The organism is Streptomyces sp. NPDC012769 (assembly GCF_042901205.1).
Classification (GTDB): Bacteria; Actinomycetota; Actinomycetes; order Streptomycetales; family Streptomycetaceae; genus Streptomyces.
In genome coordinates, this window is sequence record NZ_JBIBCP010000002.1 from 886,857 (window position 1) to 902,186 (window position 15,330).

The following is a 15,330-nucleotide window of genomic DNA, read 5'->3' on the forward strand; positions in this document are numbered from 1 at the left end:
TCGGGCGCCTCGGGCCGCCCCACGCCGTCAGGCCGCGTACACCGTCAGGCGCTCGCGGATGACGTCCGTGACCTCCTCCGGCACGCCCAGTCCCTCCCGTACGTACTTCTCCATCGAGCCGTGCCGCACCGCCACCTCGTCCAGCGCCGCCTCCAGGTACTGCGGCACGACCCCGATCAGCGCCAGAGCCAGATCGGGGTCGCCGCCCTGCGCCGTGAACCCCTCGATGAGGGGCGCGAAGGCCGCCCGTACGCCGGGGTTGACCGCAAGGTACTCCGCCATCAACGTCTCCTCGTCCGCGCCGAGCACCGACAGCACGAGGGTCGCCGCCCAGCCGGTGCGGTCCTTCCCCGCCGTGCAGTGGAACAGCAGCGGGCCCGTGGACGGATCGCCCAGCTCGGTGAGGAAGGCCCGGTAGGAGGCACGCGCCGACTCGCTGGTCACGAAGGCCCGGTACGTCCGGACGAACGCGCCCTGGGCCCGCCCGCCGCCCAGGTGCTTCTCGGCGAGCGCCGGATCGGAGAGCAGGGTCTTCAGGCGGGCGGCGGGCGGCAGGCCGCTGGTCGCCAGGTAGTCGGCGAGCACGTCCGCGACGAGCAGCCGCCCGCCCGGCGGCACCCGGTCGGGCCGCTCGGCCCGCTCGCCGGCGGTGCGGAAGTCGACGACGGTACGGATCCCGAGCGCGGCCACCACCGGCTCGGCCGCGTCGAGCCGGTCGAGCTGCCCGGACCGGAAGACCAGGCCCTCGCGGACGCTGCGGCCCTCACCGAGGGGGAGGGTGCCGAGATCGCGGAGGTTGGCGACGCTGGCGGCGGGGATGGCGGGCATACGTCGACTCCTCCGAAACCGGTATGAATCATACTTTTCCTACGAACCGTAGCCGATACCCGCCGGAGGCGAACTCCCGAGCCCACCCCCCGACGCGCGGACGCGCCCCGGCGCCCCCTCGGCCGCCCGCCGGGGCGCCATACCGCACGGCCCGCCCGGATGGCAGCATGGGTGCACGATGACGCACACCCGGTCGCCCCTGCGCGCCCTCCGTGCCGCACTCTTCGCGGCGGTGTGCGTGACTTTGGCAGCCATGGGGCATTCGTCCATGTCTGCCCATCCGATCCCGCCCGGCTCCCTGCTCACCGCCTTCGCGGTGACGGCCGTCCTCGCCTGGACCGCGGCGGACCGTCACCGCGGCCCCCTCGCCATCGCGACCGGCCTGACGGCCGTCCAGGGAGTGCTGCACCTGATCTTCGGGGCGGGCGAGGACGCGGGGACGCCCGGGGCGGAACTCCCGGCCGAGGTCCTCGCCGACCCCTACCTGACGCACGCGGCCCATGCCGCCCAGGCCGCCCACGCCGCCGCCGACGCCGCGCACGCGGGACACATGGCGCACGGCATGGCCATGGGCGGCGGCTCCGCCGCAGCGGGCTCCGGCGCCGGCATGCTCGCCGTCCACCTGCTCGCCGCCCTCCTCTGCGGGCTCTGGCTCGCCCGCGGCGAGGCCGCGTTCTTCGCCCTCGCCCGGACCGTCGGCGCCCGCGCCGCGGCCCCGTTGCGGCTGCTCCTCGCCGCCGCCGGGGCCCTGGTCCCCGCCTCGCCGTCCCGGCGCTCCGTGCGCCCGCGCCCGTACACCCGTCGCCCGCACGGCGTCCTCCTCGCGCACTCCGTCTCCCGCCGCGGCCCGCCCCGCCCGCCCGCACCCCGCGCCACGGCCCCCGGAGTCCGGATCGTCTGACCGCATGACCGTCCGTCCGTCTGACTGTCCCGGGGGTCGCTTCCCCCTGTCGACACACGACTCCAAGGACCGTCATGACCCTTGACGACCTCGCGCGCCCGGAACGGGACGCGGAGACACCCGACTCGCCCGAGACGCCCGACTCACCCGACTCACCCGACTCATCCGACTCGGCCAAGCGACCGCGCGGCTGGGCGGCCCTGCGCCCCCTCGTCCTGCGCCTCCACTTCTACGCGGGCGTCCTCGTCGCCCCGTTCCTCCTCGTGGCCGCCCTGAGCGGACTGCTCTACGCGCTCTCGTACCAGGCCGAGAAGGTGGTCTACGCCCACGAGCTCGAAGTCCCGGTGCCGGACGGCGCCACCGCCCTGCCGCTCTCGCGCCAGGTCGAGGCCGCCCGCGCCGCCAACGCCGACGGCACCGTCACGGCCGTCTGGCCCGGCGCCGAACCCGGCGCCACCACCCGGGTCCTCATGGCCGACCCGGACGCTCCCGAAGGCTCCTCCACGGCCGTCTTCGTCGACCCGTACACCGGCGAGATACGCGGACAGCTGCCCAGCTACGGCAGCACCGGCGCGCTTCCGCTGCGCACCTGGATCTCGCGGCTCCACGTCGACCTGCACCTCGGCGACTTCGGCCGCAACTACAGCGAACTGGCCGCCGCCTGGCTGTGGGTGGTCGCGCTCGGCGGCCTGCTGCTGTGGGTGGGCCGCCGCCGCAGGAACCGCCGCGACCTCTTCCTGCCCGAGCGCGGCCCCAAGTCCCGCCGCCGCACGCTCTCCTGGCACGGCGCGGTCGGCCTGTGGGCCGTGACCGGCCTCGTGGCGCTCTCCGCCACCGGCCTGACCTGGTCGAAGTACGCGGGCGAGAACATCGGCGCCGTCCAGGACCGGCTCGGCGGCGCCACCCCGTCGCTGTCCGCGGGCCTCGCGGGCGGAGCCGCCGGCGGTGAGCACGCCGGCCACGGCGACGGCCACCACCCGGCGCCGCCGACCGCCGCCCAGGGCGCGGACATCGGCATCGACAAGGCCGTCGAGGCGGCCCGCGCGGCCGGGATCGACAGCCCGTCGATCTCCGTCGCGCCGCCCGCCGAGGGCGCCGGCTACGTGGTGAAGGAGACCGACAAGCAGTTCCCCGTCCAGCTGGACTCGGTCGCCCTGAACCCGGCCGACGGCGCGGTCCTCGACCGGCTCCGCTTCGCGGAGTACCCGCTGCTCGCGAAGCTGACCCGGATCGGCATCGACGCCCACATGGGCCTCTTCCTCGGCCTGGTCAATCAGCTGGCGCTCGCCGCCCTCGCGCTCGCCCTGGTCCTGCTGATCGTCTGGGGCTACCGCATGTGGTGGCTGCGCCGGCCGGGCCGCCCGGTCGCGCGCGGGGCGTGGCGCAAGGTCCCGCCGACCATGCTGCTCCCGCTGCTCGCGGTGACCGCCCTGGTGGGCTGGTTCCTGCCGCTGCTCGGCATCAGCCTGGCGGCGTTCCTGGTCGTCGACCTCGCCCTCGCGCTCGTCGCGAAGGCGCGGGCGAGGGCGCGGGCGAGGGCTGGAGCGCCGACCGCCTGATCAGGGCGTGTACTTGTAGCCGACCCGCCGCACGGTCTGGATCGTGTGGCGGTGCTCGGCGCCCAGCTTGCGGCGCAGCCGGGCCACATGGACGTCGACGGTCCGGCCGTCGCCCACGTGCCCGTACCCCCACACCGTGGTGACCAGCTGGTCGCGGGTGTGCACCCGGTGCGGGTGGGCCACGAGATGGGCGAGGAGCTCGAACTCCAGATACGTCAGGTCGAGCGCCCGCCCGTCGACGCGGGCGATCCGCTGGACGCCGTCGATGGCCACCGGCCCCTGCTCCGCGCCCGGCTCCGGCACCCCGGGGGGCGACGGCTGCCGCTGGTCGGCGGGCAGCAGCACCAGATAGCCGACCATCGGCGGCCGGCCGGGCAGCGCCGGCAGCGCGTGCGGCGGGGCGGGCAGGAGCGTGGCGCCGGGCGGCAGGAAGTCGGCGACCCCCGCGAGACCGGCGATCTCGTCGGGGTCGACGGCGCGCAGGCGGGGACGGGCGGCGGTCAGGGTGGCGGTGGCAGCCTGGGTGTGGGCCATGAGGAATCAGCTCTTTCGCGCGGGTCGCGGACGGACGGCGTCGTACGTACGTCATGCGCGTCGGCCGAAGGCCGGAGGACCGGAACCTACCGGTCGGGGCTTTAGAGGGCCGACGCGTTCCTCACGCGCCGACAGCACCGGTCGAAGTCGTGGTGCTGACGGGAAGGCCAGAACGGCTCGAGGTCGTGGCGACCCGTCGCGGTGTCGTTCTTCATGCTGGCCATATCCCTATTAAACCAGGAGGGAAGTGCGGTGGGCAGCCCCCGGTACGTCACACCGTGCCCTCCTCGGCGGATCGGGACCGGCGCGCCGCCCGGAGGGTGACGCCGCATCAACCCGTCAGTCGCTTGCGCCAGTCCAGCCCCGTCACCTTCACCGCCTGCCCGGGATCCCCGTCCCACTCCACCGTCAGGCCCTGCCCGCGCAGCGCCTCGGCCACCTCGCCGCCGACCGCGGCGGTCGTGTCCTCGGAGCCGTCGAACCCTCCGTACAGCAGATACAGCGGCCCGCCCGACGCGGCGCCCTCCGTGCCCTGGGTGTGGAAGAAGACGAACCCCCGTGCCCCCTCGGCGCCGTCCTCCGAGCCGATCTCCGACAGACCGCAGGAGCGGCAGCAGGTGAAGTGCTCACGGGCGACGATCCCGGCGCCGTCGAGTGCGGCGAACGCGGCCGTGATCCGCTCCGGGTCCGTCGTGCCCTCCCAGCCGGCCGTCTCCGCGACCCGCTCCAGCCACAGCCGGTCCACCAGGGCCGTGGCCTGCTGCCGCGACACGGGCCGCTCGTCGCCGGAGACCGGATGGTCCTCCGCCGTCTCGGTCAGCCCCGCCCGGTCGTCGTAGCCGCAGACGAGGAGCTCGCGCACCCGGGCCTCCAGCTGCTCCCGTATCCCCTCGGGGAGTTCGGGCACGGCGGGCTCGGGCGGGAAGCCCATGTTCGCCCACACCGTCCCCGCGGCCTCGCCGTCGGCCGCCCAGTCGTCGGCGGCGCCCGCCCATGCCGTGAGGACCTCGGCGACCCGTGCCGGCTCGTCGAGTCGCGTCTCGTAGTGCAGCTCCGGCGCCCCGGCACGGTGCTCCACCTGGTAGGGGCCGCCGTCGGCGTGCCAGACCTGCGCGAACACGGCCGGCAGGTCCGGTATCCGCTGCACGATCAAAAAACGGTCGCCCTCCGCGCCGATGCGCCGCACGAGCCCGGCCAGGTCCTCCTCGGACGGCCGGACGTGCCGCTCCCCGTTCTCGGTCCGCACGGTGATGTCGAGCATGCGTTCACGATGGCAGACGGCACTGACAACGCGGGGAGGGGGTGCCCGCCGTGACGGCGGGCACCCCCTCCCGGAGCGCGCGGATCAGACTCGATCCCTCGGACCTGGTCCCTCAGACCCGGTCCCGGACCCGGTCCCGGACCCGGTCTCAGACCTGGCCGGCCTTCTCCAGGGCCTCGCAGCAGGTGTCCACCATGAGTCGGGTCACCGTGTACGGGTCCACGTTGGCGTTCGGGCGGCGGTCCTCGATGTAGCCCTTCCGGTCCTGCTCGACCTGCCACGGGATGCGGACCGAGGCGCCGCGGTCGGAGACACCGTAGGAGTACTGGTCCCACGGGGCGGTCTCGTGCAGACCGGTCAGGCGGTCGTCGATGCCGGCACCGTAGTTCTTGACGTGGTCGAGCGGCTTCGAGCCCTCGCCCAGCGCCTCACAGGCGGTGATGATCGCGTCGTAGCCCTCGCGCATCGCCTTCGTGGAGAAGTTGGTGTGCGCGCCCGCGCCGTTCCAGTCGCCCTTCACCGGCTTCGGGTCGAGGGTCGCGGAGACGTTGAAGTCCTCGGCCGTGCGGTAGAGCAGCCAGCGGGCCACCCACAGCTGGTCGGCGACCTCGAGCGGCGCCAGCGGGCCGACCTGGAACTCCCACTGGCCGGGCATGACCTCGGCGTTGATGCCGGAGATGCCCAGGCCCGCCTTGAGGCAGTTCTCCAGGTGCGCCTCGACGATCGGACGGCCGTGGATCTCGTCCGCGCCGACACCGCAGTAGTAGCCGCCCTGCGGCGCCGGGAAACCGTTCACCGGGAAGCCGAGCGGGCGGGTGCCCTCGAAGAAGGTGTACTCCTGCTCGATGCCGAAGATCGGCTCCTGGGCGGCGTACTTCGCGTAGGTCTCCGCCAGCGCGGCGCGCGTGTTGGACGAGTGCGGCGTCATGTCCGTGTTGAGGACCTCGCACAGCACCAGCACGTCGTTGCCGCCGCGGATCGGGTCCGGGCAGGAGAAGACCGGCTTGAGGACGCGGTCCGAGGCGTGACCCTCGGCCTGGTTCGTGCTGGAACCGTCGAAGCCCCAGATCGGCAGCTCCTCCAGCGGAAGGCCCTCGCCCGCGATGATCTTCGTCTTGGAACGGAGCTTGGCGGTCGGCTCGGTGCCGTCGATCCAGATGTACTCAGCCTTGAAGGTCACGGGCCTCATCCTTTGGCGTGGTGCTGCGGGTGCTGGCGGGGCGGCGGCTCGCGACTTCGCGAGAGCTGCGGTGGCGTGTCTGCGCGCAGCTTCGCAACACGGGATTTCCCGTCGGTTGCCCGATTGTGAACCCCGTGTTACTCAGCTTTCCCGCGTTTCGCGCAGTCGCCGTGCGATCACGTGCGCCTCCAGGAGCTGCCCCAGACCGGCCCGCCGGATCCTCGCCACCACCTCGGCGTACGAGGTGCCGAGCGCCTCCGCCGTACGTCCCAGGTGCCAGTCGCAGTCCGCGAGCCTGCGCAGCAGATAGCCCCGCCGGATCTGCGCCTCCGACAGCCGGAAGGTCTTCAGATAGGCCGTCCGCCCCCGGTGGTCGCTGATCAGCTCGCCGATGTGCTGCTCCTGCCCCGAGCGCACGAACGGCGGCAGGAACCGGTACAGCCCGAACCGCCCGGCCCGGTAGACCCGCTCGAAGGCGTACGGCGTCTCCAGGAGGTCCCGCGCCATCAGCCCGTCGTGCGCCTCGGCCCACTCCCGCGCCTGCGCGTCCGCCGCCGCCCGCAGCTGCGCGAGCGAGTGCACCCGGTCGCCGTCCAGCGCGGCAGTGAACTCCGGAACCGGCCCGCCATACAGCCCGTACTGGTGCACCAGCTCACCGAACAGGTCCTCCACCAGGGTCGGGTGCAGCACCCGGTAGTCCTCCGGATGCGGGACCACGAAGGCCGCGGCCAGGGCGTCGGCCACGTACAGCACCATCCCGCACTGGCCGGGGTGGATCTCGAAGACCCGCAGCGCGTCCGCGAGCCCCGGCACCTGCCATCCCGCGTACGTGGCCTCCGCGCGCGGCGACAGGCCCTGCCGTACCGCCTGGCGGGACCACTCGTCCCACACCACGGACGGCCCGCCGAAGTGGAGCGCCAGATACCCCTCCAGGGCGAGGTGCAGCGGGAGGAACCGCAGCCGCGGCTCGCCGTGCCGGCGCCGCGCGAGCCGCCGCACCGGCACGGCGGCCGCCGGGGTCCCGTCACCGAGCCGCGTCCCATAGGCGGCGGCCTCCCCCCGCCCGCCCGGGCGCGCGTCCGTGCCCGGGCCCCTGCCCGGGTCCGCACCCGGTTCCGACCAGTCGGCGACCAGCCCGTGCGGGATGTAGGAGGTGTACGACGTGCCGTCGCCGACGTCGACCGAGGCGGCGCCCCGGCAGTCGTACACCTCCCGGTGCAGCCGCAGGCCCTCGATCGGCTCGTCGCGCACCAGCGGCACCAGCCGCACCCCGCCCCACACCTGCGCGGGCCGCACATGGAGCCCCGCCAGATCGATCCGGGTCACCGGCCGCCTCCGTCCACGGTCCCGTCCAGGAACAGCTCCACCCGGCGGTCCAGATACGCCCGCAGCGCCGCGAGCCCCTCACGGCCCTCCGCGAACCGGGCGATCTCCACCAGCGCCGGCAGATCCTCCGCGTCCCGGATCCCGGCCGTCGGCACCCCCGGAGCGAGCCGGCGCACGTCGAAGCCCGCCGCGTCGTATACGGGGTTCACATGGACCGCGCTCGTCCGCCGCTCCGGATCCAGCCGGGACCGCCACACCCGCAGCACCTCTCCCGCGAGCCCGGGCGGCGCGTTGTCCCAGCCGTCCGAGACGATCAGCAGCCGCTCCGGGGCGTCCTCCAGGGCGTCGACGATCCGCATCCCGAGCGGCGTCGCGCCGAAGGGCCGGACGAGCAGCGGGTCGCGCCCGCCGGACGTCCAGTGCGCCGTGTACGCGCCCGGCGCGGCCAGCGCCTCGAGCAGGAAGTGACAGCCGAGCGCGACCGCCAGCGGACGGCGCCGCTTCACCGCCGAACCGGACGAGGACCAGCTGTCGTCGAGCACGGCCGCCACCCGGCCCCAGCTCCCCGCGTGCGGTCCGGCCACCCGCCGCGCCGCCGCCCGCAGCGCCCCGGTCAGCTCCGCACGCCGCTCCCTCCTCTCCCCGAAGGGGAGGGACAGCACGTACAGCGCGAGCCGCGTCAGCGGCATCACGGACAGATCGGTTCCCGGCGCCGCCGGGCGGGCGCGCAGCCGCTCCAGCCGGGTCATCCGGGGTGCCATCCGCTCCAGGAACACCTCACGCGGTACGCCGTGCCGGGCGGCGAACCCCTCGGCCACCGTGAACGGCAGCTCGTACAGCGCCCCCTGCTCGTGGCGCGCCCGGCGGAAGGCCTCCAGGACGGGCTGCGCGTAACGGGCGCGGCGGCCCGGCGCGAAGAGGAAGTCACCGGTCTCGGCGCCGTGCTCCCCGGGCAGCGGCAGACGGGCGTGCCGGGCGGCGGCCTTGAGACCCGAGCGGTACTTCACGGCGTCGTGCGCCAGGTCGGGGCGGCCCGCCAGCCAGTCGCGGACGATCGCCCGGGTGCGCCGGTTGTTCACGCCTGCCGCGCGCAGGGCCCCGAAGAGCCGGTAGACGCGCTGCGGCGGCAGCTCGGCGAGCCGCGCCGCGATCAGCCGCCCCTCCCGGGGCTCCGCCTCCGCCGGTGTGCGCAGCAGGTGTTCGGCGATCAGCGCGGCGTTGTGGTCGTTGATGTCGAGCGCGAGCGCGGCGGCGTACAGCGGCCGGTAGTTGACGCGCACGTACTCGTGCAGGAACGCGAGGGAGAGCCGCTGCTCCTCGGCCGACGCGCGGAACTCGCGCTGGCCGGTGGCCGTGACGGCCGCGTTGACGAAGAGGAGCACGTCCTCGGCGGCCACGAGGTCGGACGACATCTTCTCTTCTCCGTTCGCCGAGGTGCCGGCCGGGGAATGGGGGCGCGAACAGCGAATACGTTGCTTCAGAGGCAGGTCCCGGAAGTCGCACCGGAGTCCCGCGGCCGGCCCGGGAACGCTAGCACCGGGGGAGGGGAGCAGGTCCACCGGATATCGGGCGGGCGTCGAGCAGGTGGTGGAGGGGGCGGGACGGGCCGATGGGGCGGGCGTGCGGGATGGTGGGGGCGCGCCCGGAGCGTGCGCTCCGGGCCGGACCAGGGGCGGGTCGGGGGGATCCCGGAGCCGGGGGTGGCGGAGGCCCGGCAGACTGGTGGGCATGACGAAGCTCCCGGGCACCAAGCCCCGTATCGGTCTCCTCGGCACCGGCCCCTGGGCCGAGCGCACCCACGCGCCCGCCCTCGCGGCCCATCCGGGCGTGGAGTTCAGCGGGGTGTGGGGCAGACGCCCCGAGGCCGCCGCCGCGCTGGCCTCCGCGTGCGGCACCCGGGCGTACGACGACGTGGACGCCCTCCTCGCGGCCAGCGACGCCGTCGCCCTCGCCCTGCCCCCGGACGTGCAGGCCCCGCTGGCGGCGCGGGCCGCGGCGGCCGGCTGCCATGTGATCCTCGACAAGCCGGTGGCGACCTCCGCGGCGACCGCCCGTGAGGTCGCCGACGCGGTGACGGCGGCCGGGGTCGCGTCCGTCGTCTTCTGCACCCTGCGGTTCGCGCCACCCACCGCGCGCTGGATCGACGAACAGGCGGCGGAGGGCGGCTGGTTCCTGGGCGAGGCGCACTGGCTCGGCTCCCTCTTCGCCCCCGGCTCGGCCAGTGCCTACGCGGCCTCGCCCTGGCGGCGCGAGAAGGGCGGCCTGTGGGACGTGGGCCCGCACGTGCTGTCCGTCTTCCTGCCGGTCCTCGGCGACGTGACCGCCGTGACCTGTGCGGCGGGCCCGGCCGACACCCGCCACCTGGTGCTGCGCCACGCCTCGGGCGCGAGCAGCACGGCGACGCTCACCCTCAGCGCCCCGCCCGCCGCCAGTGAGGCCGCGCTCTCCCTCTACGGTGAGCGGGGCCGGGTGACGATGCCGGGCTGGGACGGTGCGCTCGACGCCTTCGGGGGTGCGGTGGACGCCCTCCTGGAGGCGATACGGACCGGCGAGCCGCACGGCTGTGACGTCCGCTTCGGGGCCCGGCTCACCGAGATCCTGGCGGAGGCGGAAGCGGCGGCGGTGCCCATGGTGACGGTCTGACGGATAGGGTGCCGACGACGCGGACCGACCGGGGGAGAGGACTCGCGCATGGCCCAGGAGGCCTTCGACCGTGCCTACGACGCCGTCCTCGCCAGGTGGCCGGCGGGCACCACGACCACCCTCGTGCCCACGCCGTACGGCGGCACCCATCTCATCAGCCACGGCCCCGCCGACGCCCCGCCCGTCCTGCTGCTGCCGGGCGGCGGCGCCACGGCCACCGGCTGGTACGGCACGGCCGCCGCGCTGGGTGCCACGCACCGAGTCCATGCGGTGGACCTCGTGGGCGAGCCGGGCCGCAGCGTTCCCGACCCGAGCCGCCCGATCCGCACCGTCCAGGACCTCAGCGGCTGGCTCGACGCCCTCCTCGACGCGCTCGGTACGGCAGGCGGTGCGGCGGACGGCCCCGTCGGTCTCGTCGGCCACTCGTACGGCGCCTGGATCGCCCTCCATCACGCGCTCGCCGCCCCCGACCGGGTCGCCCGCCTGGTCCTGCTCGACCCGACGAACTGCTTCACCGGCTACGCCCCGCGCTTCCTGCTGCGGGCCCTGCCGGTGCTGCTGCGCCCCACCCCGGCCGGGAACACCGCCCTCCTCGACTGGGAGACGCGCGGCGCCCCGCTCGACCCCGACTGGCGGCGGCTCCAGGCCCTGACCGCGACCGTCCCCACCGTCCGCCCCGTCAGCGGACCCCGCCCCGCGCCCGAGCGGCTCGCCGCCCTGAAGCCGCCGACGCTCGTCCTCCTCGCCGGCCGGTCCCGCGTCCACGACCCGCGGGCGGTGGAGCGTCGGGCCCGGACCGCCGTCCCCGGCGTGGTGACGGAGGCCCTGGCCGACGCCACCCACTTCACCCTCCCCGTGGCGGCCCCGCCGGGCACCCACGCCCGGATCGCCCGCCACTTCACGCACTGACTCAGCGGGACAGCGCGTCCCGCACAGCCTCCTCCGATCGCGCGACCACGGCCGTGCCGTCGTCCGCGGTGATGATGGGCCGCTGGATCAGCTTCGGATGCGCCGCCAGCGCCTCCACCCAGCGGTCCCGGTTCGCCGCGTCCCTCGGCCAGTCCTTGAGGCCCAGCTCCTTGGCGGCCGCCTCCTGCGTCCGCGTGATGTCCCACGGCTCCAGGCCGAGCCGCTCCAGCACCTCCCGGATCTCGTCCGGCGACGGCACGTCCTCCAGATAGCGCCGCACGGTGTAGTCGGCGCCCTCGGCGTCCAGCAGGGTCAGCGCGCCGCGGCACTTGGAACAGGCGGGATTGATCCAGATCTCCATGCCCCCCAACGTACCGCCCGCGTACACCGAAAGCCGTTCTGGCCAGGGGCGATTGTCAGTGGTGGCCACTAAAATCGGGGGTGAAGGCGAGGGTCCCGGGGAGGGCCCCCGCCCACCGTTCGCCAGGAGGTCGCCCATGGCAGTCGCCATGATCCGGACACCGTCCCTCGAACCCTGGAAGCCGCTCCAGAGGAAGCCGCTCCCCGCGGGCCGCCCCCGCGAGTGGTACGTCACCCACAACCGCCGGCTGAAGGCCATGCGCCTCGCGATCGCCCTGCTCGACGCGGGCGTCTACCTGCCCTCCCGGGCCACCAACGCGAAGATACGCACGACCGCCGGCCAGCTCGGCATCCACCCGCCCTCCGACACCACCTGCCACATGGTCCGCGCCCTGATCCGTTACGGCCGCTGACCCCGACGGCGCTGCCCGGCCACGGGCCGGGCAGCGCCCCGCGCACACCGCTTCCGGAGCTCCGCTTACGGTGCTCCGCTACCAGGCGACGGGCAGCCGCTCGGGCAGCCGCTTCATGAAGTTGGTGCGCCACACCAGCTGTTCGACCGGCACCGCGAGCCGCAGCCCCGGCAGCCGCTCGAGCAGCGTCTCCAGAGCGATCTCGGCGTGCCGCTTGCCGAGCGCGGTCGCCGGGCAGTAGTGGCCTCCGCCGCCGAACGACAGGTGGTCGGAGGCGTTCTCCCGGTCCGGCCGGAAGGCCAGCGGCTCGGGGAAGTGGTCGGGATCGTGGTTGGCCCCCTCCACGAGCACGAGCACCAGCTCGCCCGCTTTCACCAGCACGTCACCGAGCCACACGTCCTCCAGCGCGAGCCGCGGCAGCCCGTCGCCGATCGACAGGTTGACCCGCAGCAGCTCGTCCATCGCCCCGGCGACCCCGCCTCCGTCCCCGGTGAGCACCTCCCGCACATCCGGACGGGTCAGCACCGACACCAGCGCCATCGTCAGGAAACCGGCCGTGGAGATCACCCCGGCGCCGAACAGCGTCACCCCGACCGTGGCCAGCATCTCGTCCGTCAGATGCGCGTACTCGGGATCGTCGCGCAGCGCCGCGAGCTCCGCCATGAGCCCGGTGGTCGCCGGATCGTCGAGCCGCTCGACCATGTAGGCGATGTCCCGGTCCCAGTTGAGCCGCGCGGCCTCGATCTCACTGGGCGCGTTCATGAACGCCACGTCCAGGCTGCGCAGCAGCCGCGGCCCGTCCTCCTCGGGGATCCCGAGGATCCGGCAGTGCAGCCCCGCCGAGTACGGGTCGGCATAGCAGCTCCGCAGCTCCCCGGGCGCCCCCTCCTCGACCATCGCGTCCACCAGAGCGCCCGCCCGCGCGCGCAGCCACTCCTCCAGACCCGGCGCCTTCGGGTTGATGGCCTTCATCACGGCCTTGCGCAGCCCCGCGCCGGTGATGTTGCCCATGTTGTTCACCACGTGCGGCGGGATCGTCAGCGCGTACTGCCGCGGCACCCCCGGCGCCGAGGTGTCCTTCAGGCTGAACCTCGGGTCCTCCAGCACCTGCCGGCACAGCCCGTACGAGGAGACCAGCCAGGCCTCCGCCCCGGCGATGGTCCGCACCTTCCGCACCGGCTCGGCGCGCAGTTCCTCGATCTCGGCGGGCAGCCGGGTGCCGTTCCAGTCGAACGGGAACGCCGGCAGGTCGGTCGCCGGGTCCATGGTGGGACGGGTCATCGCAGTCATCGCACATCTCCTTCGACGGGCCGGACGGGGGTGAGGATGCCGTGGCCCTGGTTGCGCGAGGCCCGCAGTCCGGAGCCCCTGGCGTACAGCAGATCCGCCAGCGGCAGGGCCTGGTGGTAGCAGTTGAGCGAGGACGGCACCCCGAGGATCGCGGGCGTGTCCAGGAACAGCGGCACCTCGGCGCAGATGTACGCCCGGCACACCTGCCGCTGCCGCTCGGTGACCTCCTGGCCCGGCGTCAGCTTCCCGGCCAGGAAGATGCCGGTCAGCGCGTCACAGGTCTCCCGCACCACCGGGTCGCCGGCCACCGCCGCCACGACCTCCCGGTGCAGCTCCTGGTACGCGGGCACCGACCCGAACTCCGACATCCCGCGCGCCCGCATCCGCACGCCGGTCGGATCGGCCTCGGCGACGGCCGCGGCGACCTTGGCCCGCACCCCCCGCAGGTTCTTCACGGCCTTCCGCCGCGCCTCGTCGGCCCCGTAGCCGAGTGCCTCGTACATATCGGCCACATGCAGGTCGGTGTAGACGAGATCGACCCGCTCGAAGTGGTCCAACCCCCAGCGCGCCAGATCGCGCAGCCGCTGAGCGGTGAAATAGCTGTTTCCCGGTGAGACGCCGATGACCACGTGTGCGCCCTCGTCGGCGATGACACGGCAATGGTCGGTGTACGGCTGGAGTCGGAGCGTCTCCGCAGGGGCGTATGCCGCCTGAGTCACGTTCGGAATTCCTCATCGCGCCAACTAGTCCCAGCGGAGCCCAGTGCTCCGGGTGTGGCGGCCGCGACGACGACACGCTATCGATCAGTCGCGGAGCGTGAACCACCTACCCGGGGGTACGCATGAGTGTTCGTCAGTCGTTAACCTGTTCTTCACTCTGCGTACCCGACCCGCCGGGACCTTCGCGCAGTTCGCGCCGCACCTCCCGCCACGCGCGGATCAGCCGGGGCAGCCGGTCCAGTACGTCTCCGACCTGCGCCAGCACCAGCGTCACGCACCCGAACAGCGCGAGCAGGAAGAGGGCGACCGCGTCCCAGCTCACGCCGCACCCACCGGCCCGTCGAGCAGCTCCCGCCGCACCATCCAGTCGAGCGCCTCCACCCCGAGCCGGTCGGGCGCCTCGCGCAGGGCGCGCTCCACCGCGCCGAGATCGGCCAGGCCCTCCGGCCCGCCGGAACGGTCCGTCCCGGCGAGCCGGGCCACGACCGCGTCGACCACGGACGGCCAGGCCGGCATGCCGAAGTGGGCGGGCGCCTTGACCGCCGCCGAGGCCGCCCGGTGCAGCAGAGCCCCGCGCCAGCCCTGCGCCCGCATCACCTCACCGGTGAACCACACCCGGCTGTCGACATGCCGGACGAACTCCCCGAGCGAGGCGTCGTCCGCTCCCGCCGCCACCTGCCGCAGCAGGAAACCGGAGTCACCGGCCCACCGCAGCCGTACGTCCGAGGCGACGGCCACGAACGCCGCCAGCGCCTCCGGACCGTCGTCCCGCGCGGCCAGCAGCGCCGCTCTCGCCCGGCGGTACAGATCGACGCTCTGCGCGAAGATCTCCCCGTCGCTCGGCCCGCCCTCCCGCTCAAGAATCTCGTCCAGCGGACCCTCCCGCCAGGCGTCGTGGACGAGACCGACCGCCGCCGCGCTCAACAGGGCCTCCGGATCGTCCACGGGGATGCCGAAGTGGTCGAGAACGGCCTCGGCGCCCTCCACCAGGTGCGCCATCCGCGCCCCCGACGCCGCCGCCACCCCCGGACCCCCGTCGTCCCCGCCGCCACCGCCGGTTCCGCGCTCGGCGCCCACGCGATCGAGCAGCGCCCGCAGCGCCGGTCCGAGCGGCTCCGGCTCCGGCTTCTCCACGGTGACACCGTGCTCGGCCAGGTCGTCGAAGACCGCGTCCGGCCCGCAGTCGATGTGCGAGCTGTCATGCCGCCCCGAGCAGTCGTCCGGACACCCGAACTCCTCGCACATCTCCGGCTCCTCCCCCTGGGCCTCGTTGAGCACGTGATACGCCAGCCGCTCCGCGACCGCCTCCCGCGCCGAGATCATCGCCAGGTCGAGCCGGAACGCCCCGTCCCTCAGCTCCGCGTCCTCCCCGCCCACCGACGGCGGCGGCTCCGGCACCTCCGGCAG

At 74.3% G+C, this 15,330-nt stretch carries 16 protein-coding genes; 5 read left to right on the forward strand and 11 right to left on the reverse strand.

Going from position 1 to position 15,330, the window contains the following annotated elements; translation table 11 throughout:
* Positions 1-27 precede the first annotated feature (27 nt).
* Complete coding sequence (locus tag ACFY7C_RS13070) at positions 28-828, reverse strand: tyrosine-protein phosphatase (RefSeq protein ID WP_389648243.1); 801 nt, start codon at positions 826-828, stop codon at positions 28-30.
* A gap of 268 nt (positions 829-1,096) precedes the next feature.
* Here ACFY7C_RS13070 and ACFY7C_RS13075 point away from each other — a divergent pair, with 268 nt between their 5' ends.
* Both ACFY7C_RS13075 and ACFY7C_RS13080 read left to right on the forward strand, forming a co-directional pair.
* On the forward strand, positions 1,097-1,729 hold the full coding sequence (locus ACFY7C_RS13075) for a hypothetical protein (RefSeq protein WP_389648246.1): 633 nt from the start codon (positions 1,097-1,099) through the stop codon (positions 1,727-1,729).
* A gap of 74 nt (positions 1,730-1,803) precedes the next feature.
* On the forward strand, positions 1,804-3,288 hold the full coding sequence (locus tag ACFY7C_RS13080; RefSeq protein ID WP_389648249.1) for a PepSY-associated TM helix domain-containing protein: 1,485 nt from the start codon (positions 1,804-1,806) through the stop codon (positions 3,286-3,288).
* On the opposite strand, the gene ACFY7C_RS13085 is transcribed toward ACFY7C_RS13080, so the two are convergent.
* From ACFY7C_RS13085 to ACFY7C_RS13105, 5 genes are all read right to left on the reverse strand, one after another.
* Positions 3,289-3,822, reverse strand: a complete 534-nt coding sequence (locus ACFY7C_RS13085; RefSeq protein ID WP_389648252.1) for a winged helix-turn-helix domain-containing protein — start codon at positions 3,820-3,822, stop codon at positions 3,289-3,291.
* 331 nt (positions 3,823-4,153) lie between these two features.
* Positions 4,154-5,083, reverse strand: a complete 930-nt coding sequence (locus ACFY7C_RS13090) for a DUF6891 domain-containing protein (RefSeq protein ID WP_389648255.1) — start codon at positions 5,081-5,083, stop codon at positions 4,154-4,156.
* Positions 5,084-5,231: 148 nt separating this feature from the next.
* On the reverse strand, positions 5,232-6,263 hold the full coding sequence (gene glnII, locus ACFY7C_RS13095) for a glutamine synthetase (RefSeq protein ID WP_389648258.1): 1,032 nt from the start codon (positions 6,261-6,263) through the stop codon (positions 5,232-5,234).
* 141 nt (positions 6,264-6,404) lie between these two features.
* A complete protein-coding gene (locus tag ACFY7C_RS13100; protein ID WP_389648261.1) occupies positions 6,405-7,589 on the reverse strand; it encodes a hypothetical protein in 1,185 nt (394 codons plus the stop codon).
* Positions 7,586-9,001, reverse strand: a complete 1,416-nt coding sequence (locus ACFY7C_RS13105; protein ID WP_389648263.1) for a hypothetical protein — start codon at positions 8,999-9,001, stop codon at positions 7,586-7,588. The genes ACFY7C_RS13100 and ACFY7C_RS13105 overlap by 4 nt, the downstream gene beginning before the upstream one ends.
* Positions 9,002-9,317: 316 nt before the next feature.
* On the opposite strand from ACFY7C_RS13105, the gene ACFY7C_RS13110 reads away from it, so the two are divergent.
* Positions 9,318-10,232 carry a Gfo/Idh/MocA family protein gene (locus ACFY7C_RS13110; RefSeq protein WP_389648266.1) on the forward strand — a complete coding sequence of 305 codons (915 nt, stop codon included), beginning with the start codon at positions 9,318-9,320 and terminating at the stop codon, positions 10,230-10,232.
* A gap of 48 nt (positions 10,233-10,280) precedes the next feature.
* Positions 10,281-11,141 (forward strand): alpha/beta fold hydrolase, encoded by an 861-nt coding sequence (locus ACFY7C_RS13115; protein ID WP_389648268.1) that lies wholly within the window; start codon positions 10,281-10,283, stop codon positions 11,139-11,141.
* Position 11,142: 1 nt separating this feature from the next.
* On the opposite strand, the gene ACFY7C_RS13120 is transcribed toward ACFY7C_RS13115, so the two are convergent.
* Positions 11,143-11,502 (reverse strand): arsenate reductase family protein, encoded by a 360-nt coding sequence (locus ACFY7C_RS13120; RefSeq protein WP_389648271.1) that lies wholly within the window; start codon positions 11,500-11,502, stop codon positions 11,143-11,145.
* 136 nt (positions 11,503-11,638) lie between these two features.
* On the opposite strand from ACFY7C_RS13120, the gene ACFY7C_RS13125 reads away from it, so the two are divergent.
* A complete protein-coding gene (locus ACFY7C_RS13125) occupies positions 11,639-11,914 on the forward strand; it encodes a hypothetical protein (RefSeq protein ID WP_389648273.1) in 276 nt (91 codons plus the stop codon).
* A gap of 78 nt (positions 11,915-11,992) precedes the next feature.
* Here the strand turns inward: ACFY7C_RS13125 and ACFY7C_RS13130 are convergent, their stop codons facing one another.
* The 4 genes from ACFY7C_RS13130 to ACFY7C_RS13145 all read right to left on the reverse strand — a co-directional run bounded on the left by ACFY7C_RS13130 (position 11,993) and on the right by ACFY7C_RS13145 (position 15,321).
* Entirely contained in the window at positions 11,993-13,204 is a 1,212-nt protein-coding gene (locus ACFY7C_RS13130; protein WP_389648276.1) for a cytochrome P450, read from the reverse strand.
* Positions 13,201-13,923: a tRNA-dependent cyclodipeptide synthase gene (locus tag ACFY7C_RS13135; RefSeq protein ID WP_389648279.1), complete on the reverse strand. Its 723-nt coding sequence runs from the start codon at positions 13,921-13,923 to the stop codon at positions 13,201-13,203. The genes ACFY7C_RS13130 and ACFY7C_RS13135 overlap by 4 nt, the downstream gene beginning before the upstream one ends.
* 133 nt (positions 13,924-14,056) lie before the next feature.
* A complete protein-coding gene (locus ACFY7C_RS13140) occupies positions 14,057-14,245 on the reverse strand; it encodes a hypothetical protein (protein ID WP_389648282.1) in 189 nt (62 codons plus the stop codon).
* Positions 14,242-15,321 carry a hypothetical protein gene (locus ACFY7C_RS13145; protein ID WP_389648285.1) on the reverse strand — a complete coding sequence of 360 codons (1,080 nt, stop codon included), beginning with the start codon at positions 15,319-15,321 and terminating at the stop codon, positions 14,242-14,244. Before ACFY7C_RS13145 ends, ACFY7C_RS13140 begins: the two co-directional genes overlap by 4 nt.
* Positions 15,322-15,330: the final 9 nt, after the last annotated feature.

Excerpts from the sequence above, each read along its gene's own strand:
- ACFY7C_RS13070 (WP_389648243.1), bottom strand. The coding sequence starts at position 828 with ATGCCCGCCATCCCCGCCGCCAGCGTCGCCAACCTCCGCGATCTCGGC.
- ACFY7C_RS13075 (WP_389648246.1), top strand. The coding sequence starts at position 1,097 with ATGTCTGCCCATCCGATCCCGCCCGGCTCCCTGCTCACCGCCTTCGCG.
- ACFY7C_RS13080 (WP_389648249.1), top strand. The coding sequence starts at position 1,804 with ATGACCCTTGACGACCTCGCGCGCCCGGAACGGGACGCGGAGACACCC.
- ACFY7C_RS13085 (WP_389648252.1), bottom strand. The coding sequence starts at position 3,822 with ATGGCCCACACCCAGGCTGCCACCGCCACCCTGACCGCCGCCCGTCCC.
- ACFY7C_RS13090 (WP_389648255.1), bottom strand. The coding sequence starts at position 5,083 with ATGCTCGACATCACCGTGCGGACCGAGAACGGGGAGCGGCACGTCCGG.
- ACFY7C_RS13105 (WP_389648263.1), bottom strand. The coding sequence starts at position 9,001 with ATGTCGTCCGACCTCGTGGCCGCCGAGGACGTGCTCCTCTTCGTCAAC.
- ACFY7C_RS13110 (WP_389648266.1), top strand. The coding sequence starts at position 9,318 with ATGACGAAGCTCCCGGGCACCAAGCCCCGTATCGGTCTCCTCGGCACC.
- ACFY7C_RS13115 (WP_389648268.1), top strand. The coding sequence starts at position 10,281 with ATGGCCCAGGAGGCCTTCGACCGTGCCTACGACGCCGTCCTCGCCAGG.
- ACFY7C_RS13120 (WP_389648271.1), bottom strand. The coding sequence starts at position 11,502 with ATGGAGATCTGGATCAATCCCGCCTGTTCCAAGTGCCGCGGCGCGCTG.
- ACFY7C_RS13125 (WP_389648273.1), top strand. The coding sequence starts at position 11,639 with ATGGCAGTCGCCATGATCCGGACACCGTCCCTCGAACCCTGGAAGCCG.
- ACFY7C_RS13130 (WP_389648276.1), bottom strand. The coding sequence starts at position 13,204 with ATGACTGCGATGACCCGTCCCACCATGGACCCGGCGACCGACCTGCCG.